32 protein-coding genes and 1 tRNA gene are annotated in these 26,251 nt (G+C 62.7%); 17 read left to right on the top strand and 16 right to left on the bottom strand.

What is annotated here, in order from left to right; genetic code table 11:
* Nucleotides 1-76: 76 nt before the first annotated feature.
* The 4 genes from plsX (at nucleotide 77) to YY7_RS0108530 (ending at nucleotide 3,329) form a co-directional block, all read left to right on the top strand.
* Nucleotides 77-1,138, top strand: coding sequence for a phosphate acyltransferase PlsX (plsX, locus tag YY7_RS0108550; RefSeq protein ID WP_028162878.1), 1,062 nt, complete (start codon nucleotides 77-79; stop codon nucleotides 1,136-1,138).
* Nucleotides 1,135-2,112, top strand: a complete 978-nt coding sequence (locus YY7_RS0108545; RefSeq protein WP_028162877.1) for a beta-ketoacyl-ACP synthase III — start codon at nucleotides 1,135-1,137, stop codon at nucleotides 2,110-2,112. Before plsX ends, YY7_RS0108545 begins: the two co-directional genes overlap by 4 nt.
* Before the next feature lie 132 nt (nucleotides 2,113-2,244).
* A complete protein-coding gene (locus YY7_RS0108540) occupies nucleotides 2,245-2,577 on the top strand; it encodes an integration host factor subunit alpha (RefSeq protein WP_028162876.1) in 333 nt (110 codons plus the stop codon).
* Nucleotides 2,578-2,714: 137 nt separating this feature from the next.
* Complete coding sequence (locus tag YY7_RS0108530) at nucleotides 2,715-3,329, top strand: MerR family transcriptional regulator (RefSeq protein ID WP_028162875.1); 615 nt, start codon at nucleotides 2,715-2,717, stop codon at nucleotides 3,327-3,329.
* A gap of 28 nt (nucleotides 3,330-3,357) precedes the next feature.
* Here the strand turns inward: YY7_RS0108530 and YY7_RS0108525 are convergent.
* A tRNA-Pro gene (locus tag YY7_RS0108525) sits at nucleotides 3,358-3,435 on the bottom strand.
* Between the two features lie 252 nt (nucleotides 3,436-3,687).
* On the opposite strand from YY7_RS0108525, the gene YY7_RS64995 reads away from it, so the two are divergent.
* Together YY7_RS64995 and YY7_RS60135 are read left to right on the top strand one after the other, a co-directional pair.
* Nucleotides 3,688-3,939: a DUF6894 family protein gene (locus YY7_RS64995; protein WP_433994493.1), complete on the top strand. Its 252-nt coding sequence runs from the start codon at nucleotides 3,688-3,690 to the stop codon at nucleotides 3,937-3,939.
* A 96-nt stretch (nucleotides 3,940-4,035) separates the two neighbouring features.
* The gene (locus tag YY7_RS60135; RefSeq protein WP_155255085.1) at nucleotides 4,036-4,317 is read left to right on the top strand and encodes a hypothetical protein; all 282 of its coding nucleotides are present in this window, start codon (nucleotides 4,036-4,038) and stop codon (nucleotides 4,315-4,317) included.
* Between the two features lie 379 nt (nucleotides 4,318-4,696).
* Here the strand turns inward: YY7_RS60135 and YY7_RS0108520 are convergent, their stop codons facing one another.
* From YY7_RS0108520 to YY7_RS0108505, 4 genes are all read right to left on the bottom strand, one after another.
* A complete protein-coding gene (locus YY7_RS0108520; protein ID WP_028162874.1) occupies nucleotides 4,697-4,996 on the bottom strand; it encodes a hypothetical protein in 300 nt (99 codons plus the stop codon).
* Nucleotides 4,997-5,909: 913 nt separating this feature from the next.
* Nucleotides 5,910-6,101 (bottom strand): hypothetical protein, encoded by a 192-nt coding sequence (locus YY7_RS0108515; RefSeq protein ID WP_028162873.1) that lies wholly within the window; start codon nucleotides 6,099-6,101, stop codon nucleotides 5,910-5,912.
* Nucleotides 6,102-6,715: 614 nt separating this feature from the next.
* On the bottom strand, nucleotides 6,716-8,113 hold the full coding sequence (locus YY7_RS51060) for a cytochrome P450 (RefSeq protein ID WP_063623363.1): 1,398 nt from the start codon (nucleotides 8,111-8,113) through the stop codon (nucleotides 6,716-6,718).
* 10 nt (nucleotides 8,114-8,123) lie between these two features.
* Nucleotides 8,124-8,354, bottom strand: a complete 231-nt coding sequence (locus tag YY7_RS0108505; protein ID WP_028162872.1) for a hypothetical protein — start codon at nucleotides 8,352-8,354, stop codon at nucleotides 8,124-8,126.
* A 346-nt stretch (nucleotides 8,355-8,700) separates the two neighbouring features.
* Between YY7_RS0108505 and YY7_RS57865 the strand changes: the two genes are divergently transcribed.
* Together YY7_RS57865 and YY7_RS57860 are read left to right on the top strand one after the other, a co-directional pair.
* Nucleotides 8,701-8,874: a DUF3606 domain-containing protein gene (locus YY7_RS57865; protein ID WP_080663626.1), complete on the top strand. Its 174-nt coding sequence runs from the start codon at nucleotides 8,701-8,703 to the stop codon at nucleotides 8,872-8,874.
* A complete protein-coding gene (locus YY7_RS57860; RefSeq protein ID WP_080663625.1) occupies nucleotides 8,871-9,029 on the top strand; it encodes a DUF2934 domain-containing protein in 159 nt (52 codons plus the stop codon). The genes YY7_RS57865 and YY7_RS57860 overlap by 4 nt, the downstream gene beginning before the upstream one ends.
* 21 nt (nucleotides 9,030-9,050) lie before the next feature.
* On the opposite strand, the gene YY7_RS64355 is transcribed toward YY7_RS57860, so the two are convergent.
* The 3 genes from YY7_RS64355 to YY7_RS0108480 form a co-directional block, all read right to left on the bottom strand.
* Nucleotides 9,051-9,179: a hypothetical protein gene (locus YY7_RS64355; RefSeq protein ID WP_283806995.1), complete on the bottom strand. Its 129-nt coding sequence runs from the start codon at nucleotides 9,177-9,179 to the stop codon at nucleotides 9,051-9,053.
* A 147-nt stretch (nucleotides 9,180-9,326) separates the two neighbouring features.
* Complete coding sequence (locus YY7_RS0108485) at nucleotides 9,327-9,971, bottom strand: Vgb family protein (RefSeq protein ID WP_028162871.1); 645 nt, start codon at nucleotides 9,969-9,971, stop codon at nucleotides 9,327-9,329.
* 33 nt (nucleotides 9,972-10,004) lie between these two features.
* Entirely contained in the window at nucleotides 10,005-11,225 is a 1,221-nt protein-coding gene (locus tag YY7_RS0108480; protein ID WP_028162870.1) for a hypothetical protein, read from the bottom strand.
* Between the two features lie 95 nt (nucleotides 11,226-11,320).
* Between YY7_RS0108480 and YY7_RS64350 the strand changes: the two genes are divergently transcribed.
* From YY7_RS64350 to YY7_RS0108465, 3 genes are all read left to right on the top strand, one after another.
* Nucleotides 11,321-11,452: a hypothetical protein gene (locus YY7_RS64350; protein ID WP_283806994.1), complete on the top strand. Its 132-nt coding sequence runs from the start codon at nucleotides 11,321-11,323 to the stop codon at nucleotides 11,450-11,452.
* Nucleotides 11,449-11,736, top strand: coding sequence for a hypothetical protein (locus YY7_RS51050; RefSeq protein WP_349642651.1), 288 nt, complete (start codon nucleotides 11,449-11,451; stop codon nucleotides 11,734-11,736). The genes YY7_RS64350 and YY7_RS51050 overlap by 4 nt, the downstream gene beginning before the upstream one ends.
* 139 nt (nucleotides 11,737-11,875) lie before the next feature.
* Nucleotides 11,876-12,844 carry an SDR family oxidoreductase gene (locus YY7_RS0108465; RefSeq protein WP_028162869.1) on the top strand — a complete coding sequence of 323 codons (969 nt, stop codon included), beginning with the start codon at nucleotides 11,876-11,878 and terminating at the stop codon, nucleotides 12,842-12,844.
* Here YY7_RS0108465 and YY7_RS0108460 read toward each other — a convergent pair.
* Nucleotides 12,841-13,311 carry a GcrA family cell cycle regulator gene (locus YY7_RS0108460; RefSeq protein WP_028162868.1) on the bottom strand — a complete coding sequence of 157 codons (471 nt, stop codon included), beginning with the start codon at nucleotides 13,309-13,311 and terminating at the stop codon, nucleotides 12,841-12,843. The two genes, YY7_RS0108465 and YY7_RS0108460, sit on opposite strands and share 4 nt — an antisense overlap.
* Before the next feature lie 76 nt (nucleotides 13,312-13,387).
* Entirely contained in the window at nucleotides 13,388-13,585 is a 198-nt protein-coding gene (locus YY7_RS0108455; protein WP_027580595.1) for a hypothetical protein, read from the bottom strand.
* 220 nt (nucleotides 13,586-13,805) lie between these two features.
* On the opposite strand from YY7_RS0108455, the gene YY7_RS0108450 reads away from it, so the two are divergent.
* Nucleotides 13,806-14,210, top strand: coding sequence for a GrlR family regulatory protein (locus tag YY7_RS0108450; RefSeq protein WP_245287224.1), 405 nt, complete (start codon nucleotides 13,806-13,808; stop codon nucleotides 14,208-14,210).
* A gap of 104 nt (nucleotides 14,211-14,314) precedes the next feature.
* On the opposite strand, the gene YY7_RS0108445 is transcribed toward YY7_RS0108450, so the two are convergent.
* Nucleotides 14,315-16,144: an AMP-binding protein gene (locus YY7_RS0108445; RefSeq protein WP_028162866.1), complete on the bottom strand. Its 1,830-nt coding sequence runs from the start codon at nucleotides 16,142-16,144 to the stop codon at nucleotides 14,315-14,317.
* 202 nt (nucleotides 16,145-16,346) lie between these two features.
* A complete protein-coding gene (locus tag YY7_RS0108440) occupies nucleotides 16,347-17,288 on the bottom strand; it encodes an acetamidase/formamidase family protein (protein WP_028162865.1) in 942 nt (313 codons plus the stop codon).
* 221 nt (nucleotides 17,289-17,509) lie between these two features.
* On the opposite strand from YY7_RS0108440, the gene YY7_RS0108435 reads away from it, so the two are divergent.
* On the top strand, nucleotides 17,510-18,313 hold the full coding sequence (locus tag YY7_RS0108435) for a YdcF family protein (protein ID WP_028162864.1): 804 nt from the start codon (nucleotides 17,510-17,512) through the stop codon (nucleotides 18,311-18,313).
* Between the two features lie 44 nt (nucleotides 18,314-18,357).
* Here YY7_RS0108435 and YY7_RS0108430 read toward each other — a convergent pair whose 3' ends face one another.
* Entirely contained in the window at nucleotides 18,358-18,573 is a 216-nt protein-coding gene (locus YY7_RS0108430; protein ID WP_028162863.1) for a DUF2945 domain-containing protein, read from the bottom strand.
* A 100-nt stretch (nucleotides 18,574-18,673) separates the two neighbouring features.
* Between YY7_RS0108430 and YY7_RS0108425 the strand changes: the two genes are divergently transcribed.
* The 3 genes from YY7_RS0108425 to YY7_RS0108415 all read left to right on the top strand — a co-directional run bounded on the left by YY7_RS0108425 (nucleotide 18,674) and on the right by YY7_RS0108415 (nucleotide 21,380).
* Nucleotides 18,674-19,216: a DUF488 family protein gene (locus YY7_RS0108425; protein ID WP_035689557.1), complete on the top strand. Its 543-nt coding sequence runs from the start codon at nucleotides 18,674-18,676 to the stop codon at nucleotides 19,214-19,216.
* 73 nt (nucleotides 19,217-19,289) lie between these two features.
* Nucleotides 19,290-20,075: a DUF169 domain-containing protein gene (locus YY7_RS0108420; protein ID WP_028162861.1), complete on the top strand. Its 786-nt coding sequence runs from the start codon at nucleotides 19,290-19,292 to the stop codon at nucleotides 20,073-20,075.
* 132 nt (nucleotides 20,076-20,207) lie between these two features.
* The gene (locus YY7_RS0108415; RefSeq protein ID WP_035689555.1) at nucleotides 20,208-21,380 is read left to right on the top strand and encodes a saccharopine dehydrogenase family protein; all 1,173 of its coding nucleotides are present in this window, start codon (nucleotides 20,208-20,210) and stop codon (nucleotides 21,378-21,380) included.
* A gap of 86 nt (nucleotides 21,381-21,466) precedes the next feature.
* On the opposite strand, the gene YY7_RS0108410 is transcribed toward YY7_RS0108415, so the two are convergent.
* Nucleotides 21,467-22,663 carry an FAD-dependent oxidoreductase gene (locus YY7_RS0108410; protein WP_028162859.1) on the bottom strand — a complete coding sequence of 399 codons (1,197 nt, stop codon included), beginning with the start codon at nucleotides 22,661-22,663 and terminating at the stop codon, nucleotides 21,467-21,469.
* A 144-nt stretch (nucleotides 22,664-22,807) separates the two neighbouring features.
* Here YY7_RS0108410 and YY7_RS0108405 point away from each other — a divergent pair, with 144 nt between their 5' ends.
* The gene (locus YY7_RS0108405; RefSeq protein WP_051396600.1) at nucleotides 22,808-23,278 is read left to right on the top strand and encodes a MarR family winged helix-turn-helix transcriptional regulator; all 471 of its coding nucleotides are present in this window, start codon (nucleotides 22,808-22,810) and stop codon (nucleotides 23,276-23,278) included.
* Here the strand turns inward: YY7_RS0108405 and YY7_RS0108400 are convergent.
* Nucleotides 23,247-24,515, bottom strand: coding sequence for an O-antigen ligase family protein (locus YY7_RS0108400; protein ID WP_028162857.1), 1,269 nt, complete (start codon nucleotides 24,513-24,515; stop codon nucleotides 23,247-23,249). The genes YY7_RS0108405 and YY7_RS0108400 overlap by 32 nt on opposite strands.
* A gap of 30 nt (nucleotides 24,516-24,545) precedes the next feature.
* Nucleotides 24,546-26,084, bottom strand: a complete 1,539-nt coding sequence (locus tag YY7_RS0108395; protein ID WP_028162856.1) for an undecaprenyl-phosphate glucose phosphotransferase — start codon at nucleotides 26,082-26,084, stop codon at nucleotides 24,546-24,548.
* Nucleotides 26,085-26,251 lie beyond the last annotated feature (167 nt).

Raw genomic sequence — 26,251 nt, 5'->3', positions numbered from 1 at the left:
ATCGCTGATGGCGGTGGCTTTCAAACGGGTGGCCGGTCCGCTTCAAGGCCGCCGAGAGCAGGTTTCCGGGACGTTCATGCCTAAAAAGGTTCGAATCGCGCTTGACGCCATGGGTGGCGATGACGGCGCATCGGTCGTCGTCCCTGGCGCCGCCATCTCGTTGAGCCGGCATCCCGACACCGAATTCTTGCTGTTTGGCGACAGCAAGCTGATCGAGCCGGAATTGGCAGCGCATCCCGCCCTGAAGGCGGCCTCGCGCGTGATCCATACCGATGTTGCGATCAGCAACGATGAGAAGCCGAGTCAGGCGCTCAGGCGCGGCCGCAAGACCTCCTCGATGTGGCTTGCGATCGACGCGGTGAAGCACGGTGAGGCCGATGTCGCGGTGTCAGCCGGCAACACCGGCGCGCTGATGGCGATGGCGCGGTTCAACCTGCGCACGTTGCCCGGAATCGACCGCCCGGCGATCGCCGCGCTGTGGCCGACCGTGCGTGGCGACACCATCGTGCTCGACCTCGGCGCGAGCATCGGCGGCGACGCACAGCACCTGGTGGCGCTGGCACTGATGGGCGGCGCGATGGCCAGCGTCCGATTCAACGTGGAGCGGCCGACCGTAGGGCTGCTCAATATCGGCCGCGAAGAGATGAAGGGACATGAGGAGATTCGCGAGGCGGCGGAGCTGTTGCGGGCGATGAACCTGCCGCAGCTGGATTATATCGGCTTCGTCGAGAGCGACGGCATCGGCAAGGGCATCGCCGATGTGGTCGTCACGGAGGGATATGCCGGCAACATCGCGCTAAAGGCGGCAGAGGGCACTGCGCGGCAGATGGTGGACTTTCTGCGCAATGCCCTGTCCCAGACCTGGCCGAGGCGCATTGGCTATCTCCTGGCCCGCGGCGCCTTCCGGGCGCTCCGCGACAAGATGGACCCCAACAAGTCCAATGGCGGGGTGCTGCTCGGCCTGAAGGGCCTGGTGGTGAAAAGTCACGGTGGGATCAACTCCGAAGGCTTTGCCTATGCGGTCGATGTTGGCTATGAGATGGCCCACTACGATCTCCTCACCAAGATCAATCAGATGCTCAACCGCGACGGCAGCGCGCTGGCCTCAGCGCAGACCGCGCAGGAGGCTGTCTCGTGACTGCGATACGATCGGTCGTGCTCGGCTGCGGCTCTTATTTGCCGGAGCGGGTCCTGACCAATGCCGAACTGGCGACCCGCGTCGATACGTCTGACGAATGGATCGTGCAGCGCACCGGCATTCGGGAGCGGCACATCGCGGCCGAGGGGGAGTTCACCTCCCATCTCGGCATTAATGCCGCGCGCGCGGCGTTGGCGAACGCCGGCCTCGATGCGCAGGATATCGACCTGATCGTGCTCGCGACCTCGACGCCGGACAACACGTTTCCAGCGACCGCAGTCGCGGTGCAGAACGGGCTCGGCATCACCCATGGCGCGGCCTTCGATCTGCAGGCGGTCTGCTCCGGCTTCGTCTTCGCGCTGGCGACCGCCGACAATTTCCTGCGCACCGGCGCCTACAAGCGGGCGCTGGTGATCGGCGCCGAGACCTTTTCGCGCATCCTCGACTGGAACGACCGCGGCACTTGCGTGCTGTTCGGCGACGGGGCCGGCGCGGTGGTGCTGGAAGCGCAGGAGCAGCCGGGCACATCGTCCGACCGCGGCGTACTGACCACGCATCTGCGCTCCGACGGCCGCCACAAGGCGAAGCTGTTCGTCGACGGCGGCCCGGGATCGACCCGGACGGTCGGCCACCTGCGAATGGAAGGCCGCGAAGTGTTCAAGCACGCGGTCGGCATGATCACCGACGTGATCGTCGACGCCTTCAACGCCACCGGCACCAGCGCGGAGGACATCGACTGGTTCATCCCGCATCAGGCCAACAAGCGGATCATCGATGCTTCGGCGCACAAGCTCCATATTGCGCCGCAGAAGGTGGTGCTGACGGTCGATCGCCACGGCAACACTTCGGCGGCATCGATTCCCCTGGCGCTATCAGTTGCGGTGCAGGATGGACGCGTGAAGAAGGGCGATCTCGTGCTGTTCGAAGCGATGGGCGGCGGCTTCACCTGGGGCTCGGCGCTCGTTCGCTGGTGAAGCGTGCAATCAGAAAAGACACCTCCCTGACGATTTTGGCAGGCTGCTGCATTATCGCCACTGTTGACCATTGCCTGCTAACCCTCTAATTTCAGGGGACAAATTTTGTTCGCCGAGAGTGCGGGGCAGGCGATGACCGGAACCGGTAAAACAGTCACACGAGTCGATTTGTGCGAGGCGGTCTACCAGAAGGTGGGATTGTCGCGCACTGAATCCTCGGCGTTTGTCGAACTTGTCTTGAAGGAAATCACCGACTGCCTGGAAAAGGGCGAAACGGTGAAGCTCTCGTCCTTCGGCTCCTTCATGGTGCGCAAGAAAGGCCAGCGCATCGGACGTAATCCGAAGACCGGCACCGAAGTGCCGATCTCGCCGCGGCGGGTGATGGTATTCAAGCCGTCGGCGATCCTGAAGCAGCGGATCAACGGCCACAACGGGTCGACCAACGGCGAAGGCAAGAGCGGATAATTCCTTCCTGGACGTGATGGCGTTTCTTCGAATCGTCATCCCGCGCTATCGTTGTTTGAGCGTGATCTCCGCGCCGGCGCATGGCGTTGTCGCGAGCGCGTTTGTGCGGATCATGCTCTAGGAGAAGGAGCGGGCATTTGGAAAAGGCGCCCGATGCATTCCGTACCATCAGCGAGGTGGCCGACGAGCTCGACATCCCCCAGCACGTGTTGCGTTTCTGGGAGACGCGGTTCGCGCAGATCAAGCCGATGAAGCGTAGCGGCGGCCGCCGCTACTATCGCCCCGACGATGTCGACCTGCTCAAGGGCATCCGCCGCCTGCTGTATGGCGAAGGCTATACGATCCGCGGCGTGCAGCGGATCCTGAAGGAGCACGGCATCAAGTCGGTCCAGGCGATCTCCGACCAGAGCGCGGCAATCTCCTTTGGCGCCGTCGAGGAGGCGATCGGCCAGAGCCTGCGGGAATCCGACGAGGAGGAGGAGACCGCCGGCCAGGATAACGATGCCGAGGACGAGGAATTTGATGACGGCAACGCCATAGAGATCGATTACCGCTTCGTCGACCCCGACGAGGACGGCATCCTCGCCCCGTTCAAGGGCCGGCAAGCGCCGGCTGCCCAGCCCACGCCGGCAGCCGCACCGGCCCGCGGCATCCCCGCCGCCGACCGCGAACGCCTGCAGCGCGCGCTCCAGGACCTGATTGGTTGCCGGGAGATGCTGGATTTGGCGATGAAGGACGGCGAAGGCCGGTAAATCGCCCAGAGCATAACTATTGAAAGTTTGGTCGGAGCGAAAGGATTTGAACCTTCGACCCCTAGTCTCCCAGACTAGTGCGCTAACCGGGCTGCGCCACGCTCCGATGCCGTTCCATTAGCTGCGATCAGGGCTTCGCGCAAGGCGCGATCGGATTGAACTCGCCAGGTCCAGTCCTGCGCCCGCGATACGCCCTCAATCTCAGCCGCGAGCGCCAGTTTTTGGAACGCTCAAAAACCGACCCGACCAAGCCGGTCAGCCCAGATTGAGGCAGATCAAGCTGAAGTTCCCGTCGGCGCCATAGCGTGGAGGAGCCTTTCGCCACTCGCCTGCGCCACCAGATCAGAGGCAAACGAACGTGCAGACCTTCTATTTCGACCGGAAAGACGGTGTTCCGATCCGCGACCGGATCGGGAAGCAGTTTTCATCGGATGCCGAAGCTATCGAATACAGCAGGATCCTCGCCGCACATTTCCGCAAAGAGGCTCCCACCGAACCGGACCTTGCGATCGTGGTCGTCAGCGAGTCGGGCGCGAGATCCATCGCGAGCCGGTGCATCCGGCGGGGGCCTCCTAGAGCGTCTTTGGGCGGAGCATGCCCTCGGACTTGATCCGAGGGCGGATACCGGTTCGCGTGAAGAGAACGTGTCAAAACAAGGATCTAGAGCTTCGATTCTGATTCAATCAGGACCGGCGCAGATGTCGGGTTGCCTTCGGCTTCTGGGACACTTGCCGATAGTCTCGACCCGGAGATTGAAAACCAAAAGGGCGCGGTGATCGCGCCCTTTGTCCTGATGGCCTGCATAGCTCTGCCGGTGCGCGCTTACATCTGGACGGTCAGTACCACCACCATCGCGGAATATATACCTCTTGATTTCCGTAGCGTATCACCGGCGCTACGGGCGGGCCGTATGGATCGACCCGGTCGTCCTCAGGGCGATAACGATATCGTGGAACAATGTAATAATCCCAATAAGGAGTTTCCCTGACGATGGGCACCCTGACGATCGCCCTTGCCCGTGGTTCACGAACGACTCTGGTCTCCTGCGCATAGGCTGCAACGCTGAACGTCCCCAGGTTACACAGCACCAGCGCCGCTCCGAGAGCTACGGTTTTTATCCTCATTCCTCGGTCTCCTTGCCGGAAAGGCAAATTAACGAGCACCTGCTCATGATTGTTCCGTCTGCGGGGGCTTAAAGCCGACGGTGGCGACGCCAGAATCGCGGTGCGTTGATTGCTGGCGCCCTCGGTCATCGGCATCGCTAAGCGCATTGCCGAGCGCAGAGTAGCGCAACTCCGAGCGCAATCTATCGAAATTGAAAAGGCCGCCGGCATGGCTCCAGCGGCCTCCGCGCTTAATGTGGGTCGCTAGAGATCGATGCCGACAGCGATGTTGCGGCCCTGCAGTTCGGCGATCTTCATTCCCTCAGCCTGCAACTGCACGAACTCCGGATCCTTTGCCACGGCCTCCTGCACTTTGCCGTAAGCTTCCCAACTGGCGTAGCGTGTCGTAACCAGCCATTCTCCTGCCCACACGCCAGTGTGGAAACGGGACAGCCGAAGAAATTCGGCACCGTGTTTTTCAAAGATCTTCTTCGCCCGCCTGGCAATCTGGGTCATTTCCTCGGCCTTATCGGTTCTGAAACGAGTAAATTGCACGATCGACATGGGGCTACCTCCATCGTGATTTAAAATGTCTAAGAGACATGTATCGAGCGACATTTGAGGAGCGAACCTCAATGCAATCTCGATGAAGGTTTGTCTTCATCGACTTGGCCTTGGTTCAGGCTTCGCAATCGACACTGGCTAAAATAGGTGCGCCGTTTATCAAGGCTTGAATTGCTGCCGCTTTGATCGACACGCAGCAAAGAGAGGAGGGTGCGAAGAGCCTCGCAACCTCATCCGTGTCCTTTCAGCCTGCACCTTGATGCGGCCGGCGGAAGTGCGTGCCCCGGCGGATCGTGGGGATCGCGCCGGGGCGTCGCTCCCTCTCAACCGACCATTGGGCTAGGGGGCTGAGATGATCAGCGAGAGATCGCACGTCCACCGAAGCACAACCGCTGCCGGGATGTGAGTGCAAATTGTGCCATTCAACTTGAATTTTAAGAAGCTTGCACAAAGAGGGCCTGGTTCTTCACTTGGCAAAAATGAAAAGCGACCAGTTCATTGCGGCGAGGTCTCTACGAGGGCGTCCGCGACGAACCTTATTGTGGGCGCTTCGCCTTTCTGATGTGTTCGACGGCCGTCAAATACGCTGCCACCTCGCAGGGTGTGTAAACTGCAACACACGAGACAAGCGCGAATCGCTGTAGACTCAAACGGCGTCCTCAAACGCGCCTCCCTAGCCTTGAGCCCGTCGCAAATGGCGGGCTTCCTTCGAGAGGGCGCTCGGGTCGTTGGTGTTCGCGTCCGTGCACACCTGTGTGCACCAGGGGGGTCTCCGCATTCTTACTGACGCGAATTTCATTCCCTCGTTACATACTTCAGGATTTAATTGCCGCATCGTATTACCTGATCATATTTGCGAATGACCCGGCGGGCCGCACCTGCCGGGTTTTTCGTTCCTGTACCGAGGGACCGTTTAATCTTTGAAGGCCCTAATCGACGGCTGGATCGTCAAGCGGTAAGCGATCGAGCTGTCGCCGTTGAAAATCTCCAGCGATGTGCCGCAAGCCGGGCAGCGATATTCGCCTGGCTCGCTCTTTCCGGATGACAGCTCGATCCTGCGGAAGCCTGCCCCACATTTAGGGCAGATCACGTCGTCCTTTTTCATCAGATCACCCTTCGGTCTATGCCAACGCTTTACCCTGCGCTGGGCGGCAGAGCCATGATCTGAGAGTTACAAGTGTAACAACGTGCGGAGGCGCCCGACCAACGGTCGGTTCACGCTGGCGGGCCGCTCCAGTCCAAGCGACAAGTCGAAACGGGAGAATTGGTCAAGCTTTGCACAGCCAACCTTTCCTCGTTCAAGCGCCTTTCGACAAACCCGCGCTCAAGGTCTGAGAGATTGGTGCCAAGCAGCCGCCGATATCGGCTGATGTTGTTGGTATGGGCCCGCAGACGGGTGACTTTATCGTCGGTCATCGAGCCTCCAATGTGGAGAGGAAGTCAATTGTGAAGCTATGGGAATGCAGTGGCTGCCTAACCATCGATATGAGGCTGTCGCAGGCTCAGGCTCGGCCTCAACGTTGGTCCGCAAAATTGCGCCGCCGGGCTCGAAATACAGCGTCCCGGCGGCGTTTGTCTCAACTGGTGCCCTGAAATCCCAGTAACAGCATCTTAGCAAGACCATGCTACCTCGTGTGTGAAATGGTTCACACTTTTCGCGGTTTCCAAAAAAGCGGAGTCAAAGAACTCGGACCACGCCTGGGCGATTGGGGCTGGGGGTCAAATCCCGCCGCTCCGACCATTCGTTGTCCGACGCTCCTTGACCTTGAGCCACACGCCCCCATGAGGGCGCAGCGTGATCGACGGAAATGGCGTCACCTTGCCGTCTGGCAGCCATTCCATGGAGAAACGTTGCGCCATGGTCGTCAGCACCAGGACGGCTTCCATCATCGCGAAACGCTGGCCGATGCAGACGCGCGGTCCGCCGCCGAACGGCATATAGGCGAAGCGGGGTAGCTTGCGCTCGAGGTCGCCCATCCAGCGTTCGGGGTGGAAAGTCTCCGGCTCCTCGAAATAATGCGGGTCGCGATGCAGGACCCATGGGATGATGAAGATGGTTGTCCCCGCTCCGAAAGAGTAGCCGCCAAGGTCGAACGCTTGCACGGATTCCCGGCCGATGGCCCACGCGGGCGGGTAAAGCCGCATCGCTTCCATCACGACGCTTTCCGTGAATTTCAGGCGCTGAACATCCTCGGCTGTGACGGGGCGATCGCCAACCACTTCGGCGATTTCCGCGGCCATGCGCGCCTCGGTGTTCGAATGCTGGCCGAGTAGAAACCATGTCCAGGAAAGTGCCAGGGCCGTGGTCTCGTGCCCTGCGAGAAGGAGCGTGATCGCCTCGTCGCGAAGCAACGAGTCGCACACCGGTTTTCCTGCGTCGTCGCGCGCTGCCATCAGACGCGACAGAAAATCATTTCGATGTTCCACGCCGCTGGCGCGCCGCTCAGCGATCATGGACGAGACTACTCTTTCAATCGTCCGGATCGAGCGCCGGTATCTGAGGTGGCCGGGCAGCGGAAACGCGTCCGGAATAAGGATCGGGCGCTTGTAGCGCGATGCGATCTCCACGGTGAGGTCGTTGACCGCAAGATCCATGTCGTGAATGTCTCGCTCCACCTCGGAATCGAAGAGCGTCTTGGCCGCGATCCGCAGCGTCAGTCCCATCATCTCGGGATGGATGTCGATGATCTCGCCATCTTGCCAGCCATCAAGCAGCTGGTGAGCAAGGGCCACCATCGCGCCGTCGTAAGCAAGCAATTGCCGGCCGGCGAAGGCAGGCGCAGCCAAGCGACGCTGGCGGTGCCAAAGCTCGCCTTCACTGGTGAGCAGGCCTTTCCCGAACACCGCCGTCACATGGCGCCAGAAGAACTTGTGCTTGATGTAGTTTCGATGGTCCTCCAGGAGGACCTTCTCGATCGCAGGCAAATCGTTGATAAAAAGGGCCGGCCATCCGGCAAGATTGAGCGAGACGAAGTCGCCGTACCGATCCGCTAGTTCAGCAAAGAAGCCAAGCGGGTCCGCGCCGAGCGCTGGCAGATTTCCAACAAAGGGCAAGCCGCGCGGTCCCGGCGGCCGACGCGGCGGAGAGTGCCATCCGACGGCTGTTGGTGCGTCCACCCGAAAAATATCAGTCCTGCCGACGGCGGCGCCTGATCAGCCAATAGACACCGTAGCCAACGGCGAGGATCGGAAGGCCTGCGCCGGCGATCGGCCCGGGGGCTCCGCTGTAGTGACCCGGCTTGTTCTGACCGGGCGCGTCCTCGCAGTTCCCCCCGCCATTGCAGGCCTGCACAGGCGGGATGACGGTCGTCAGAGCGAGGGCCAAAATCGCGGCGGCAATGCCGAACCCGATCTTCATTGGACTTCTCCAAAAGCTGACTAGATATTAAATGCCAAAATTAAATACATCATTAAATAAATAAATGATTTAACATAGGTAATGTTCCCCGTATATTTTTACCGCTTGGGCGCTCCGCGCGAAGTTGCTTGCCGGGTTCAGCCACGGTTTCAATTCCAGCCTATCGAGATGTTCGCTTGTTGACAGCTCGAGCTGCTCACGTACGTCAGCAGTAATCCTCCTGGTGCCATTGAGGTGCCGATCATGTGCGGAGAGCAGCGTCCGTTGATGCTGGCGAACAGGGCCATCTGCCTGCCGGGAACCTGCAATGTGTTCTGGCGTTCTATCCGCAAGAAGAGGAACCGCCATGGATAATCTGACCAAGAGGGATCAACGCGACCGCTCGAAGATCAACATGCACGAGAACTTCGAGGTCAAGTACTGGACCAGAGAACTCGGGGTAACGAGAGAGCAGCTCCAGAAGGCTGTCGACAAGGTTGGCAACAGCGCTGCCACGGTCCGGAAGGAGCTGGGCCAATGAAGATAGACGATCAGGCAATCCGAGCGCGCGCCTATCGATTGTGGGAAGCCGCGGGAAGCCCCGAAAATGAAGAAGAGCGCTTCTGGCACGAAGCGGAGCGCCAGCTGAAGGAAGAGCAGATCCAGCACGAGCTGAAGACGCCGGACACCCTGTAGGCCGGACTTATCAGGTGCGGCCTAGATGCCAAGCACCCAAACGGCGACGATGGTGCCGAGTACGGCGAGACCGCTGATGGTCCAGCCGGTGACGTAGGCCCCGCTGCCAGCCTCGGGCTGATCGACCATGGTATCGTGCCAATCGGTCATGATGGCCTCCAATCCATTGCCTCCCCGGACGTAGGTCGGCGCAGACGGCTCAAGGTTCAAAACGCAAAACGCGGCGCAGGTGCGCCGCGTTCCAATCGGTGTCCACCTTCGGATCAAGTCCGAGGGAATGCTTCGCTCTAAAACGCGCTATCGTGCGCTTCGCTTGGGCTTGCGCACCGCACGGACCTTGCCGCTGGTGCCGCCGCCGCAGAAGAACTGATCGCGTCCGTCGGACTCGAGCCCCGACACGCTGACGCCGGGCGGCAGCGCCAGGCGCTCCAGGGCCTCGCCCGTCTTGGGATCAATTCTGGTCAGATCGCCTTCGTCGCCTTCCCAGGTGCCGTGCCAGAGCTCGCCGTCGATCCAGGTGACGCCGGTGACGAAGCGGTTGGACTGGATGGTACGGAGGATCGCTCCGGTTTTGGGATCGATCTGGTGGATCTTGCGCTCCCGGTACTGTCCGACCCAGAGCGTGCCCTCGGCCCAGGCCAGGCCTGAATCGCCGCCGCCGCCGGGCGAGGGGATCGTCGCGAGCACGCGGCCGCTTTTCGGATCGATCTTCTGGATGCGGTCCTCGGCGATCTGAAACAGATGCTGGCCATCGAACGCCGTTCCGGCATGCGCGGGCACATCGATCGAGCGCACCGTGTCCCCGCTCGCCGGGTCCATGGCGCTGATCCGGTCGCCGGACGCGAACCAGACGAGCTTGCCGTCGTAGGTCAGCCCATGGACGCTGTCGACGCCCGGGAAGGGCCCGTATTCGCGGATGATTTCGGCTGCTGACGTGATCATGCTTCCTCCTCGCTGTTCGAAACTGGAGGCACCCTAGCCATTCGGCACTGGCGCGGTGAGTAACAAGGTCGTCGCGAAACCCGGCAAAGGCGGGGTCACCCAGCGGCGTGCGCGCCCGCGGCCGAACGACTGCACCTTGTCTCTGGCCGCAAGCGCGTCGAGCGCCCGCTGCACGGTGCGCTGGCTGGCGCCGAGCGCCAGCGCCAGCGCCGAGCTCGACCATGACTCGCCGTCGGCCAGAAAGGCGAGCACCTCCGCATGCTCCTCTTCGACCGGGCGCGCCAGCACAACGATGTCGCGTGCCTGGTGCGGCACGAGTGCGAACCCTTGCTTGGTCGCGCTGACGTCGGCGAGCGTGCGCAGCATGCTGCGAAGCCGCCCGATCTCGACCCGCAGCCGCGCGCGATGCGATTCATCGGCATGCTTACCGCGGAATGCCTGTGCAATCAGCATCTCCCTGGTCACGTCGCTGGGCCAGGCTTCGGCCAGAGCGCGGGCGAGCGCGAACAGAACCGGACGTGTGGCAAGCGAAACCGTCATGTCCCTCTCGCGCACGACATAACGGCACGCATCCACGACCAGCGACTTCGACGCCAGCAACGCCTCGACCTCATCGAGCAGGAGCGGGCGCTCCTCGCCGCGTGCAACGAGGCGCGCCGCGGGTGTGCCGAGCAGAAGGGCCGCGCTTTCGACCTCTGCCGTCAGCGCAGGAATCCGTGCCTGCCGCGCTGCGGCCTCGGCCCGCGCGAGTGCGGCGCGAGCCGGCTTGGTGCGGAGGCGGCGCATCGCGATGCCGGCAACGACCAATTCGTGCGCGGCCCTTGAGGTCGGCGGGAAGGGCGCTGGATCAAGATCGGCGAGCCTGCGCTCGGCGTCATCGAGGCGTCCGATCAGGAGCAGGCGGCGGATCTCGAGATAGCGCGCATGCGCGGCGTTGACGAAATCGCTGTGCGCTTCGAGCGTCGCGCGCGCGGCGTCGAGCGCCTTGGCGGGGAATCCGAGGTCGCGGGAGGCGAGCGCGATTTCGGCCTCCGCGACGACGCATCTGGCGCGCGCGATCGCCTCCTTCGGGCCGAAGGCGCGCGCGGCGCTGCGCAGCAGAGCCTTGGCGCGGACGAAATCGCCGAGCTGCGCCATCGCGATCCCGCGCAGTGCCAGCGCCGGCGCGTCCTCGCGCAGCGCCACGCGGTTCAATGCGCCGAGTGGATCGCCCATCGCGAGTGCGCGCGCGGCGGCCGTGATCAGCGAGTCCATGGCAATCCCGTCACACTTGTCACTCTCACCCCTTCAGCGCCCGGTCCTAGTCTACCTCACCGTTACAGACCAGTACGCAGCGAGGAGATCGGCTCATGGTCGACTGGACGATCCTTTCCCCAACATTCCTCACCGCCACGGTGGAGTGGGTGGAGGCCGTCGTCACGGTGCTGACGGTCGGCCCCGGCCCCGCGACGAGCGATATCGAGAACAGGGAACGACGATGACGGCAGATTGCCCAAAGCTCGACATTGAGGCGGCGAACGAGGTTTCGCCGTTGCAACGTTCGAGCGTCACAACGAAGATGTCGGCAGCCGATTGGCTATCGCTTGCGGCCGCGCCGACCTTCGCGGTCATGGCGTTGCTCACCGCCGTCGTCGGCGGCGCGCCCGATATGCTCTGCTCGCAAGTCACGTCGCCGTTCGCGGGAATGGTCCCGATGTACGTGCTGATGAGCGCGTTCCACTCGGGGCCGTGGCTGAGGCTGATCGCGAGGCGATGTAGCGGCTAGCTGAACGCGCCGCAACTGGATCGCGGCTTCGACATTCGCTAGTCTCGCTGTCACCGGCACAACAAACGCTGGGCGTCGATTTCCCGCCTTGTGGAATGGGACGCATCAACCAACAACAAGAAGCAGGGAAGCGTCTCCAATGAAGGAATTTGCAGGGAAGATTGCTGTGATCACGGGCGGCGGCACGGGCATGGGACGCGAGCTCGCGCGTCAGCTCGTGGCGGAGGGCTGCAATGTCGCGATGTGCGACGTCTCAGCGGAGGCGATGGCGGAGACGAAGCGGCTCTGCGAAACCGAGAAGCTGCCGCAGGGATTGCGCGTCACCACCCATATTGCCGACGTCTCGATCGAGGATCATCTCAAGCGCTTTCGCGACGAGGTGATCGAGCAGCAGGCGACCGACAAGATCCACTTGCTGTTCAATAATGCCGGCATCGGCGGCGGTGGCAGCCTGTTCACCAATACGCGCGAGCAGTGGGAGCGCACCTTCAACATCTGCTGGGGCGGCGTCTATCTCGGTGTCCGCACCTTCCTGCCGCTCCTGGTGAAGGCGGACGAGGGGCATATCGTCAACACCTCCAGCGTCAACGGGTTCTGGGCGAGCGTCGGCATGGGCGTGGCGCACACTGCCTACAGCGCTGCGAAATTCGCGGTGAAGGGATTCTCCGAGGCGCTGATGAACGACCTCAGGCTGAATGCGCCGCATATCAAGTGCTCGGTGGTGATGCCCGGCCATATCGGCACCTCGATCGTCTCCAACTCACGCAAGGTGCAGATCGGCACGGAATCCGACCAGCTCACCGAGCAGGAAATCCTGCAGGCGCGCCAGCGGATGAAGGGCGCAGGGATCGATGTCGATGCGATGTCGGACCAGGAGATCCAGCAGGCCGCGCTCGATCGCGCGCGGACCTTTCATGATGATGCGCCGACCACGGCGGCCGCCGCGGCCAAAATCATCCTCGACGGCGTCAAGGCCGATCGCTGGCGCATCCTGGTCGGCGAGGACGCCCATGTGCTGGACGAGCGCGTGCGCCAGACGCCGGAACAGGCCTACACGCCGGAATTCCTAGAGCGCATCAAGGCGGACGTTGGCTGGCGGCTGGGTTAGCCGCGCGCAACTCGTGCACGAGGGCTGGGCTGGTAGGCGAGCCGGGCGTGGCCGGCGCAATAGGGCAGGCCGTCGACCGGCCGGTTGCCGCAGAAGCGGAAATCGCTGGCATCAGGCGTCTCGACCGGCCAGCGGCAGCGCTGCTCGTCCAGTTCGAGCAGCGAACAGCAGTGGCCGTTCGCGATCGGCTCTTCCGGCGGCGCCTCGCCGTATTCGGCCTGCAGCATCCGGATCTGATGCCGCACTGTCCTCGCGCGCGGCGCACGGGGCGAGGCTTTCCGCGCCGGTCGTGTGGCGTCGTCGTCGCGCGGCTCCCGTGTCAGATTGAGACGGGAGAGCTTGCCGATCACCGCGTTGCGGCTGACGCCGATGTCGACGGCGATCTCGCGGCAGGTCAGTCCGGCATCGAAGCAGCGCTTGAGCTGTTCGACGCGTTCGGGGGTCCAGATCGATAGGATGGCGGTCATGGCGATGGTCCCAGGTTGCCGGAAAGTTTCCGGGTTGGCTTGACCACCCTTCAGCCGGACCGTCTGACGCCTCACTTCACGGCTTGCCGTTGTCGCGGATCGACAACAGCCCATCCTTGATAGCGAGGCGGATGCCTTCCTCGATCAAGGTCCGGGCGACGCCGGGGACGCTGGTGCCATGGGTACCCTGTCTCACCAGCTTCTCCATGTAAGCGATGGTCGAGAGCGCCAAAGTGACGGGAATGCGATCGGTCTCGGCTTTCTCCGTGGCCATGGCAAAACGCTAGCCTTTTACGCCTGTACAGAAAAGTATCTATTCAGACTCTATTTAGTTTTACACCGGTCAGTCAAACTGATTCGCTTTTCGCGCGCTATCCTATTGTAAAATAATGAGAAAATTTCATCGTGGTCTGGGGATAACGCGCGCGCCCCGTGTACAGCGCCCAGAGCCAGGCGGCGAGGGCGCGGCGAAACGCGCGAGGATTTCACGATTTATGGGATTGCTTCCTGTCACCCAGGCCGACGATGATGCGGTCGGAAATTCGGGCGCAATGACAGTAACGAACGGGCTCTACACCATTCAGATCGAGATGACCGAGGGCGGGCAGGGCCGCGCCAACGGCGTCATCGTGCTGCACGACGGCAGGATCGCGGGCGGAGATTCGTATTTCTACTACTCGGGCTCCTACAGCGCCGATCACGGCAAATGGCGCGGCGAGCTCACCACCAGCGAGCACACCAAGTCCGCCGGCGTGCTGCCGTTGTTCGGCGGGCGCGATGTGACCTGCGGTTTCACCGGTCTCTATTCGGCTGACACCGCGCAGGTCAGTGGAACGGCGCTGGTCGGAAAGACCAGCGTCATGTTCGTGGCCAGGCTGATGCTGCGATCGAAGCTATGAGGCGTAGATCATGATCCGATTAGACGGAATCGGATCATGATCTCCTCTCTTTGTTTGAGCATGACCTTTTCGGAAAACCGGTTTCCACTTTTCCGGATCATGCTCTAGGACGCCTCGACCTCGACCTTCACCGGAAATTTCTGCAGCAACCGGCCGGCCGTCTCCGCCTTGTCGGGCGCGGCGCTGACGCGCAGATAAAGCCCGCGCGACGGATCGGTGATCGCTTCCACGTTCACCTCCTTGGCGAGGCCTTCCGCGGCAAGCAATTCGCGCGCGGCGTCTCCGGCGGCGATCTCGCGCAGCTTCGGCTTGAAGATTTTGCCGACCGGCGTCACCGGCATTTCCGAGATCACCGAGACCGCGCGCGGCCGCGCCGGCGGCTCGGGGATGTTCTCCTGGACGAACGCGGCAAGCGCCAGCGGATCGACCTGGACGCCGGGCTGGGTCGACACGAACAGCATCGGCACCTCGCCCGCGTAAGCGTCGGGGCGGCCGACCGCCGCGGCGAGCGCGACGCCCGGAAACTGCAGTGCCGCGTCCTCGATCGAGCGCGGATCGATGTTGTGGCCGCCGCGGATGATCACGTCCTTCGCGCGGCCCATGATGTAGACGAAGCCGTCGGCGTCGATCCGACAGATGTCTCCGGTGCGCAGCCAGCCATCGTGGAAAGCGTCTTCGGTCTGCTTCTTGTCGACATAGCCCGCGAACACCTGCGGCCCGCGGGTCAAGAGTTCGCCGACCGGCGAAGGCCACGGCCCGGTGTGCAGCTTGCCGCCCGCGAGGATCGCAAGCTCGACCAGCGGATTGCGGGTGCCGACGGCTTCGGGCCGCGGCTTGATGCCGTGGACGTCATGGGTGATGGCGCCGGCAAGCTCGGTCATGCCGTAGAGCTGCTGGATGCAGGGGCCGCCCCAAGCCGCAAGATAGCGGCGCTCGATCTCCAGCGGGCAGATCGAGGCGCCGGTGGCGGTCACCCGCAGGGACGAGATGTCGGCGTCGCCGACCGGGACGCCTGCGATGGCGCCAAGCGCGGTCGGGACATTGCCGTTGACGTTGACGCGGTACTTCTCGACGATCTTCCAGAAATTCGTGATCAGCGCCGGATCGCGCGCGCCGGCGGGGCCGGGGATGAACATGGTCGCGCCGGCCGACAGGCTGTTGGCGACCGTGCAGAACAGGCCGCCGACATGGAACAGCGGCAGCGTGACCGTGCAGCGCTCGCCCTTTCGGAAGTCGAGCGCCATGCGCGACGAGACCGTGGAAGCAACCATCGCGCGGTTGGTGAGCCGAGCCACCTTGGGATGACCGGTGGTGCCGCCGGTCGGCAGCATCACGGCAACGCGGTCGGCTTCGGAAAAATCCTTCGACTGGCCGTAATCGTCACGCCACGTCGGATCGGGCTTGAGCACCTCACCATCGAACGAGATGGTGCCGTCGAGCGGCGCGATCACGATGCGCTTCAGCGACGGCACGTCGCCCTGCAGGCCCTCGATCTTCTCGTAGAGCCCGCCCGGCATGCCCGGTGGCGGCGCCAGCAGCAGTTTTGCCTTGATGGCATTGAGCTGGGCGATGATGGCCTCGCGTGTGAACAGCAAATTGAGCGGCTCGGCGATGCCGCAGGCCGCCGCGCCCCAGATCGCGGCGATCGCGGCCGGGCAACTCGGCAGCAGGATCGCGACCGCATTCTCCTTGCCGATACCCTCACGACGGAAGAAGTTTTCCGCCGCCTTGACCGAGCCCATGAGCTGATCGTTCGAGAGGGTGACCGGATTGGGATCGAGCGGCGAGCGCAGATAGATGACGCACTCCGCATTGGGATCGCCGAGCGGGCCACGGGCGATCAGATCGAGGATGCGCGGGCAGGCGGCAAGCTCCTGCCGCATTTCCTGTTCGCGGGCGGCCTCTTCGGCCGGCGATAGCCTCTCTTTCAGCATGTGTCTCCCTGTCGTTTTTGTTTTCGTTATTTGATTGTATCGGGTCGATTGTATCGAGCGCTGCTTGCGAAGCACAAGTGCGGCAATCGGTCATTCCCGGGCGAAACCTAGCATCGAACCCGGAAATCTCGCGGTCACGAAACAGAGCACGCCGGCGATTCCGGGCTCGCATTTTCGTGCGCCCCGGAATGACCGCGGCAGGTCAACCGTGCGCGATCGCCTTTGCGATCATGCAGTGGATACCTTTGGCACCGTTGACGGTCTGCGTTACCCGCAGATCGGCGGCGAGGCTGCACAGCGTGTACGCATCCTCGCGCGACAGATTCCGCTTCTCTCCGAGCAGCGCGATCATGTCGCGCAGCGCGCGCACCACGCATTGGTCGAGGTCCGGGTCCATCGCCATCGTCATGTAGTGATCGGCGGTCTCGGCGCGGGGATAGTTGAGCCGCAGGTCTTTGCGCAGCGTCAATTTGAAGCGGCCCTGCAGCGCGGTCTCGATCGCGGTGACGCAGACCTCGCCGTCGCCCTGTACACCATGGCCGTCGCCGCACGAGAACAGCGCGCCGGGCACGAACACCGGCAAATAGAGCTTGGCGCCCGGTCCGAGCTCCTTGTTGTCGAGATTGCCGCCCATCGCGCGCGGGATCAGCGAGGTGATGCGGCCCCAGGCCGGCGGTGGCGCCACGCCCATCACGCCGAAGAACGGTTTCAGCGGCAGCTCCAATCCCCAGGGCAGGCGGCCGACCATGCGCTCGCGGTCAAGCGGGATGTTGAGGATGCGCGGCTCGTGGAAATCATCGGGCAGGGTGCCGGAGAGAGGTTTGATCAGGTTGTAGCCCCAATCCTGCCGCAGCCCGACGTCAAGGATATCGACCTCCAGCACATCGCCGGGCTCGGCACCCTCGAGCGCGATCGGCCCGGTGAGGATGTGGCCCGGCAGCATCCGCTCGGACCTCGCATGGATGTCCGCAAGCTCCGGCGGAATGTGGAATTTGGTCCGGTCGGGCACCACGTCGGGGCCGCCGCTGACGGTGTCGATGGTGACCTCGTCGCCGCTCTTGATCGCGAGCACCGGCTTGAGTTTTGCTTCGAAGAAGCCCCAGTGGCAGGTCTCGGGGCTCGCAGGGAGATGATGGTGTGTCATGGGATTTCTCGGGCGAGCATGTAACGTGTGACGCGCATTGCATTTAGAATGGGCTTTTGCAGTCAGATCAATCGTTGCCGGATCACTTCCGGCGGAAATTATCGTATGGGCCGATGCCGCGGCCATGAAGCGGATCAGCACCATGCGTATCCACGCGAGATGGAATGCTGGTCCGTTTGTGGTATGGCGCTGTCCGTTGATCGGATCGGAGGCCACCGCGGGTGTTTTTTGTGCTGTCGAAGACGCTCGGCGTCATGCTGCTGCCGGGCAATTTCCTGATTGGGATCGGCGTGCTCGGGGCCATCCTGCTCGCGACGCGGTTTGCCGCGCTTGGCCGCAAGCTTTTGGTCGCGGTGATGGTGCTGCTTGTCGTGGCCGGGTTCTCGCCGCTTGGAAACCTGTTGCTCTATCCGCTCGAGGCGCGCTTTCCGCCGTGGAATCCCGCGGAGGGCGCGCCCGATGGCATCATCGTGCTTGGCGGTCCGGTCGATTCCGACGTTTCGGCGTCACATAATACGCCGATCGTGCGTAACGCGGCCGATCGCATCATCGCCGCGACCGCGCTCGCGCGAAAATATCCGAATGCCCGAGTCGTGTTTTCCGGCGGCAACGCCAACCTGATTTCCAATGACGCCAAGGAAGCTGATTACGTGGCGGAGATATTCGAAGGCCTCGGCATCGCGAAAGCGCGGCTAACCATGGAACGGCAATCGCGCAACACGTGGGAGAACGCCGAATTCTCCAAGGCGCTGGTGGCGCCGAAACCGGGCGAGCGCTGGCTACTGGTCACTTCAGCATTTCACATGCCGCGATCGGTTGGGCTGTTCCGGAAGGTGGGATTTCCGGTTGAGCCTTATCCTGTCGACTGGCGGGTCGGGACAGGCAACGACGTCTTCTGGTTCACCAACACCGCACTCGATGGATTGTCGCGGACCGATCTTGCGGTGCGCGAGTGGATGGGCCTGATCGCTTATCGCGCCGTTGGCCGAACCGACGCGTTGCTGCCGGGGCCATCGACCAACTAGGGCATCACTCGTAAGTCCGGGAGACATGATCAAGGTTAAGCCTCTTACTCAGGCAGCTTGGTAAGTGCCTCACCCTTGTGAGCGGCAATATGGTCTGTTTTGCTGCTCTTGATTTCGTACTGCGGTGATTCCGGGCTCGCGTGATGCGTATGGCCCTTGTAGTTGAAATCCTTGACGTGAACTCGGATGATCGTGCCGCTGACATGCCCAGCTTCCGAGTTCCACCGGACTCTATCGCCGACCTTGAATCGCTCAGCCATCCGCAGCCTCCTTGTTTAGCGAACAGTGCAGGCCACTACCAAACGCATTTTAACGGTCTATCTTCATCGTGTGAAGCAACGCCGAGCGATCTCCATTTGCATGATGCCGGTCGAAGTCAATCCCATCTACACGGTCGGTCACGCGACGCGCAGCATCGTCGAATTCGTCGAGCTCTTGAAAGTCGGCTCAGTCGGGATGGTCGTGGACATCCGTAGCTTCCCGCGGTCACGAACCAATCCCCAGTTCAATCTCGACAAGCTGCCTGAGGCGCTCTCGGCTTGGCAGATCGGATATATCTGGATCGAGGAACTCGGCGGCCGGCGATCAAAATCGAAAACGGTGCCGCCCGGAGTCAATGGCTTCTGGATCAACCAGAGCTTCCACAACTATGCGGACTACGCGCTCTCTGACGAGTTTCGCAAGGGGTTATCGCAACTGGAGCAATTGAGCTTGGAGCGGAGGTGCGCGATCATGTGTTCGGAAGCCGTCTGGTGGCGTTGCCATCGACGGTTCGTTGCCGATTACCTTCTCCACCATGGACGAGATGTCTTCCACTTGATGGGACCGGCGCGCGCTGAAATTGCCAGAATGACCGCCGCGGCGCGCGAGGACGGCGCATCACTGGTCTATCCGCCGTCGTGACGCCCTGGAACGTGGGTCGCAACCGGCTGTCGATCGGGCTAAGATCGGGCAAAACAAGCCGGGAGCTTACGCCATGCAACAGCAGACACCGCCCGAACAGTTCGATCCGGCCACGATGGTGGCCGATCTCAACAGCCTGCTCAGGCTGAAGACGACCGTGATCGGCCTGAAGCTGTTCGAGCGGGTCGAGGACATGATGGCGATCCCGAAGATCCGGCGCCCGACCGCGGTCCACACCACGGACCAGATCGTGAGCATGGCCTCGCGGCTCGGCTGGACGGTCGGCGTCACTGCCGACGATCTTGTCGGTGCGCAATGCCGCGCCGTGATCGGGCTGGCGCCCCAGGACGAGAAATGGCTGGCGGGCGAATCCTATGTCGGCGTCTGGCACGGCACGGCGGAAGATGCGCGCAGGCGCCAGGAGGCGCTGGATGTGGTGCCCTATGGCCAGTACAAGGCGTTCGTGGCAAGCCCGCTCGCGAGCGGCCGGCTCAATCCGCCTCACATCTGCCTCGTTTATGCGACGCCGGGGCAGATGATCATTCTGATCAACGGCCTGCAATATACTGGCTACAAGAAGTTCGAATGGGGCGTGGTTGGCGAAACCGCCTGTGCGGATTCCTGGGGGCGGGCGCTGAAGACACGCGAGCCGTCGCTGTCGCTGCCTTGCTTTGCCGAGCGGCGCTATGGCGGCGTGCCTGATGAGGAGATGCTGATGGCGCTGCCGCCGGCCGATCTCGCCAAGGCGATTGCCGGCATGAAACAGCTCGCCAAGAACGGCCTGCGCTATCCGATCGCGCCCTACGGCATCCAGGCCGACGTACGTGCCGGCATGGGCGTGTCGTATGCGAAGAAATAGGAACTCCTGCCGTCATTGCGAGGAACGCCAGCGACGAAGCAATCCATGTCTCCACAAGCGGTGAAATGGATTGCTTCGCTTGGCTCGCAATGACAAGAAGGGGCAATCGTTCGTTTCAGGGAAAGTCATCCTATGTCGTCGAAGTTCGACATTGTCGTTTATGGCGCAACCGGCTTCACCGGCCAGCTCGTCGCCGAATATCTCGCTGAGCATTACAAGGGCGACAGCCTGAAATGGGCGATGTCCGGGCGCAGCAAGGACAAGCTCGCTGCGGTGCGCGACGCCATTGGCGCGCCTGCGGACACGCCGCTGATCGTCGCCGATTCAAGCGACGTCGCGTCGCTGAAAGCCATGGTTGGTCAGGCCAAATCCGTGATCAGCACGGTCGGCCCGTATCAGCTCTATGGCAACGACCTAGTCGCAGCTTGCGTGGAGGCGGGTGTCGATTATTTCGATCTCTGCGGTGAGCCGATCTGGATGCGGCAGATCATCGACAAGTACGAGGCTGCGGCGAAGGCGAGCGGTGCGCGCATCGTGTTTTCCTGCGGCTTCGATTCCGTGCCGTTCGAGCTCGGCGCGTTGTTCGTACAGGAGGAGGCGAAACGCGTGTTCGGCACGCCGGCATCGCGCGTCAAGGGCCGCGTGCGCGACCTTAGCGGCACGCTCTCGGGCGGCACCGCGGCAAGCGCCAAGGCGACCTTCGATGCTGTTGCCAAGGATCTCAGCCTCGTGGCCATTCTGAAGGATCCCTTTGCGCTGACGCCCGGATTCAAAGGCCCCAAACAACCGCAAGGCAACAGGCCGGCCTACGAGGAAGACCTGCAGTCATGGGCGGCGCCGTTCATGATGGCGCTGATCAACACGCGCAACGTCCATCGCTCGAACATGCTGATGGGTTTCCCCTACGGCAAGGAATTCATCTACGACGAGATGGTGCTGACCGGTGCCGGTGAGAAAGGCGAAGCCAACGCCAAGCTGGTGATGGCCGCGAACGCCGAGAAGACCGGTCCGAATGCGCCGAAGCCGGGCGAGGGGCCTTCGAAGGAAGAACGCGAGAACGGCGGCTACGATCTCCTCTACGTCGCGATTGCGCCTGACGGACGCCAGGCGCGCGCGTCGGTGAAGGGCGACCGCGATCCCGGCTATGGATCGACAGCGAAGATGATCTCGGAATGCGCGATCTGTCTGCTGCGCGATGCGCCGGACGTTCCCGCCGGGATCTGGACGCCGGGCGCTGCGATGAAGGACAAACTCATCAAGCGACTGGTCGATCACGCCGGCCTGACGTTCGCGGTGGAGAAGTAGAGTAGGGTGGGCAAAGCGAAGCGTGCCCACCATCCACGATCGGTGCAAGAAAGGTGGCACCCTTCGCTTTGCCCACACCCTACGAGCTACGCCGCCCGCGGATCATAGACGTACATGAAATCCATGCATCGCGAGGTCACCGGCAGCAGCAGGCTGAGCACTTGATCACGAACCCATGCGCCCGCGGCGCTGAATTCGCGCTTGCTGTTGCCGTTGCGGCGGGCGATCGCGACGATTTTTTCCGCGCGCGGGCGGCGCTCGTGCTCGAAATTCTGGAAGGTGAGGCCGAGTTCCTGTCCGGCCAGCATGAGCTTGCCGAGCCGCATCGCGTCTTCCAGCGCCAGCGAAGCACCCTGGCCGGCATGCGGGCTGGTGGCATGAGCGGCGTCGCCGATGAGGAGCGAGCGCTTGCGCGACCAGGTTGGCAAGCTTGCGACATCGAGCGTGTCGGTCACCACGATGTTCTCGGCAGCCTCAATGATGCGCGGGATCGGATCGTGCCACCCTTGATGGAAGTCGCTTAAATGCTGCTTCAACGCCGCCTGATCCATGGCGCGGAACGTTGCGGCGTCCACACCGTGCGAGGGCTGCGTGCTCCACCACATCACGCCGTCGGCGGGATCGGCGCTGCAGAAGCCGTAACCGAAGAAGCCGCTTTGGCCGAACGTGGTCTCGACGCGCCCGCCGATCGATCTGCCTTCGAGCACAGACCGGGGCACGAAGCCGCCGAAGCCGATCAGCCCAGTGTCGAAGGGTTTGGGTCCGTCCGGCACCACATGGCGCCGCACCTTCGAGTGCACGCCGTCGGCGCCGATCAGGAAATCGCCTTCGGCGGTCGTGCCGTCGGCGAAATAGGCGACGATCGGCTGGTCGGGGCGGTCGATGATCTTGACCAGGCGCTTCTCGAAATAGAGCTCGGCATTCGAGCACCAGGCCTTGTTGAAGAGGATCGCCTGCAGTGTGGCGCGACGCAGATTCACCGCCGGCTGCCCGAAGCGCTTCTCCATGTCGCGGTTGATCGAGCCGAGCTTCCGGCCCGATTGCGAATAAAAATCGAAGGATTCGGCGATCGAGCCCTGACGGATCAGTTCGTCGGCGAGGCCGAGTTCGGCCATCACCTGCATGCCGTTCGGCGCGATCTGCAGGCCGCCGCCAATGCCGCTCGAATGTGGCCAGCCCTCGTAGACTTCGACGTCATAGCCGGCACGCTTGAGGAAGATCGCAGCGACGGGGCCGGCGATGCCGCCGCCAATGATCAGGGCCTTGCGGGGACGGCGCGGCATGGCTTGCTCCGTTCGGTTGCGTGCGTTAGGAAATGTGAGTAATTAATTGTCTTAGTTTATAAGATATATGTTTACTAAGAGATGGGAGAAGCCTTGTCAAGGTTGAAGCCGCGGACGGCGTTGATGCAGGAACTGGAGAAAGCAATGCGCCGGTCTTCCGCACAGGGCGTGCTGTACGGGCAAGCCGTTGCCAATGTGGCGAGAATTTCCGGTTCCGACCTCGAATGCCTCGACTTCCTCAATCTCGAAGGCCGCGTAACGGCGGGCCGGCTTGCAGAGGTCACCGGGCTCACCACCGGCGCCATCACCGGCGTGGTCGACCGCCTGGAGAAGGCCGGCTTCGTGCGCCGTGAGCGTGATGAGACCGACCGCCGCAAGGTCTATATCGTGACTGTGCCCGAGAACGCTGCAAGGATTGGGCGCTACTACGTGCCGATGCAGGAGGCGATGCACCGGCTCTGGAGCACCTATTCGGAAGCCGACCTGCAATTGCTGCTGCGCTTCGCCAACGAGGGCTACAAGTCCGTGCTGGAAGCGACCGAGAAGCTCAAGGGGCTGCTCGATACGCCCGAGGAGAAGCCGGCTAAGAAGCGCGGGCGTCCGCCTCGGCGGTGAGTGCCGGCTCGACAGCGGGACGGTAGTGCGCCGCAGCGATATACATGCCCCACATCGCCCCGAGCATCATCCAGAAGTGCCGCCAGTGGTCGGTGTCGATGATGAAGCTTTCGCCGACGGTACCGAGGAAAGCCGAGAAGATCGCCAGATAAGTCCGCTGCCAGGGTACGGGCAGGAAGACATAGCGGAAGCCCGTCATCACGGTAACGAAGACCAGCGCTGGATAGACGAGGCCGGAGATCCAGCCGCCTGACATGAACGCGTTCAGGTAGGAATTGTGGGTGTCTTCGGGGAAGTAGTTGCGGAACTGCAGCGGCCCGATGCCGAAGGGCAGATCGAGCGCCATCTCGGCACCAAGGATGTGGCGCCCGAACCGGCCGAAGCGTCCTTCGTCATAGCTCTGGTCGAAGCTCGCGCGCTGCTTGAACATCTGCGCGGTCGAGTCGAACGACAACAGGATCGCGACCAGCGCGACCGCGAGGACGATGGCCACGAGCGCCATCACGATGATGCGCGAGCGTTCCGTCTGCGAGCGGCTGGTCAAGACCATCGACGCCAGCATGAAGGCCGCGGTGATGACGAGGCCGCCCCAGGCCGCGCGCGAGAACGCGAGCAGGATCGCGAGCGACATGATGCCGAAGGCGATGGTGTTGCGGAAAGCCTTGGCGCGAGGGGCGGAGACGACGCTTTGCAATGAGAACAGCGCCGGCAGGATCAGGAAGGCGCCGAGCACGTTCGGGTCCTTGAAGGTGCCGCGCGCGCGCTCATACAGGGTCAGGAGATCGTAGCCGCCGGGCACGAGGTGGAAATAGCCGCCGATCGCCGCGAGCGATGCGATCATCCCGCCGACGATCAGGCCCCGCCGGAGCATGTCGAGCCGCGCCTCGGTATCTTCGGAAGTAACCATGGCGAAGAACACCACGGTGACCGCCATGTACCAGGATGTCGCGATCCAGGTCGCGATCTCCGGCCTGTCGAGGATCGGGATGGCGCCGATGCTGTAGCCGACATTGAGCAGGACGAGCATCATGAGCAGCGGCATGATGGCAAGCCGCATTCGCAGGCCGGTGGCGAAGAAGATGATGACCGCCGTCAGCGTGACCAATTCGTAGGGGCTCGGCTCGATGAAGACGATCGCGCCGGAGGCGCCCGCCAGCCACACCATCGCGCGCTGCAGTGCCAGCACGCCGGGCGCGGCTTGCGGAAATGAACTCTCGGCTGTCGTCGCATACGCCATTGCGAACTCACGCAACCAAACCGACGGCCCTCAATACGCGTTCTCGTTCTTGGTCAGCAATGAGAACGGCGTCTTCAGGAGGATGTAGAGGTCGAACAGCACCGACCAGTTCTCGATATAATAAAGGTCGAACTCGACGCGCTTCTGGATCTTCTCGTCGGTGTCGACCTCGCCGCGCCAGCCGTTGATCTGGGCCCAGCCGGTGATGCCGGGCTTGACGCGGTGGCGGGCGAAATAACCGTCGACGGCTTCATCGAACAGGCGGTTCTGCAATTTGCCCTGCACCGCATGCGGGCGCGGGCCGACCAGGGAGAGATTGCCCTTTAGCACGACGTTGAAGAGCTGCGGCAATTCGTCGAGGCTGCTCTTGCGGATGAAGCGGCCGACGCGGGTGACGCGCGGATCATCCTTGGTGACGACCTTCGAGGCGGTCGGATCGGCCTGATGATGATAGAGCGAGCGGAACTTGTAGACGTCGATCCGCTCGTTGTTGAAGCCGAAGCGCTTCTGGCGGAACAGCACCGGGCCCGGACTGTCAAGCTTCACCGCGAGCGCCACCAGCCCCATCACCGGCAGCGCGGCGAGCAGGATCAGGCCGCCGACGATGCGGTCGAACAGCCATTTCATCACCAGGTCCCAGTCGGTGATCGGGGCCTCGAACACGTCGAGCGTCGGCACCTTCCCGAGATAGGAATAGGAGCGGGGACGGAAACGCAGTTTGTTGGTGTGCGTCGACAGGCGGATATCGACCGGCAGCACCCAGAGCTTCTTCAACATTTGCAGGATGCGGGTCTCGGCCGAGATCGGCAGCGCGAACAGCACGAGGTCGACGCGGGTGCGGCGGGCAAACTCGACGATGTCGTCCACCTTGCCGAGCTTCGGGCTGCCGGCGCAGCTGTCCATCGCGCGATCATCGTTGCGGTCGTCGAATACGCCGAGCACGCGGATGTCGGTGTCGGATTGTGCCTTGAGCGCTTCGACGAGCTGCTCGCCGTTCTCGTCGGCGCCGACGATCACGGTGCGGCGGTCGAGCCGGCCGTCGCGCGCCCAGCGCCGCACCAGGCCGCGCAGGATCAGCCGCTCGGCGATCAGGGTGGCAAGACCCGCGAAGAAGAATGCCGTCAGCCATACCCGCGAGATCTCGCCGCCGAGCTTGACCAGGAACGACACGCCGATGAACAGCAGGAACACGATCGCCCAGGACGAGATCATGCGCGTCGTCTGCCGCAACTGTCCGCGGAACATCTGGATTTCGTAGATATCGGCAGCCTGGAAGCAGACCACCGCCGATATCGTCATGGCAAGGATCGCCGCGACATATTCCCAGCGGAAGCCGGAGAGCGGCATCACGTACCAGAGGTAAAGCGCGACGCCGACCAGGCTCAGCAGGATGAAATCGACGAGGCGAACGATGCCGGTGATGACAACCGGCGAATAGGCGCCGCGGACCCTTTCATTGGTGATGGTGAGCGCGGCGGGCGATAGCCGGCGGCGCCGTTCGACCGGCGAGCGGCCGCCATCGGCGGTCGCTGCCGCGTCCAGCATCGAGCGTGCGTTAATCGGTTCCACGTCGTTACGTCCGTTGTTTGAGCATGATCTTTTCGGAAAACCGGTGCCCACTTTTCCGGATCATGCTCTTGCGGCCGCAGATAGGGGTGCAAAGGCCGCTGCGGAATTGCCCCGCGTCAGGGATTAGGGGAGAAATCGGAACAAACGGTTACGTGGGTAACTTGTGG

Origin of the sequence: Bradyrhizobium elkanii WSM2783, from assembly GCF_000472865.1 — a bacterium.
GTDB classification, from domain to species: Bacteria; Pseudomonadota; Alphaproteobacteria; order Rhizobiales; family Xanthobacteraceae; genus Bradyrhizobium; species Bradyrhizobium elkanii_A.
Note: the sequence above shows the minus strand (reverse complement) of the source record. Positions and strands in the feature narration are given on the sequence as shown.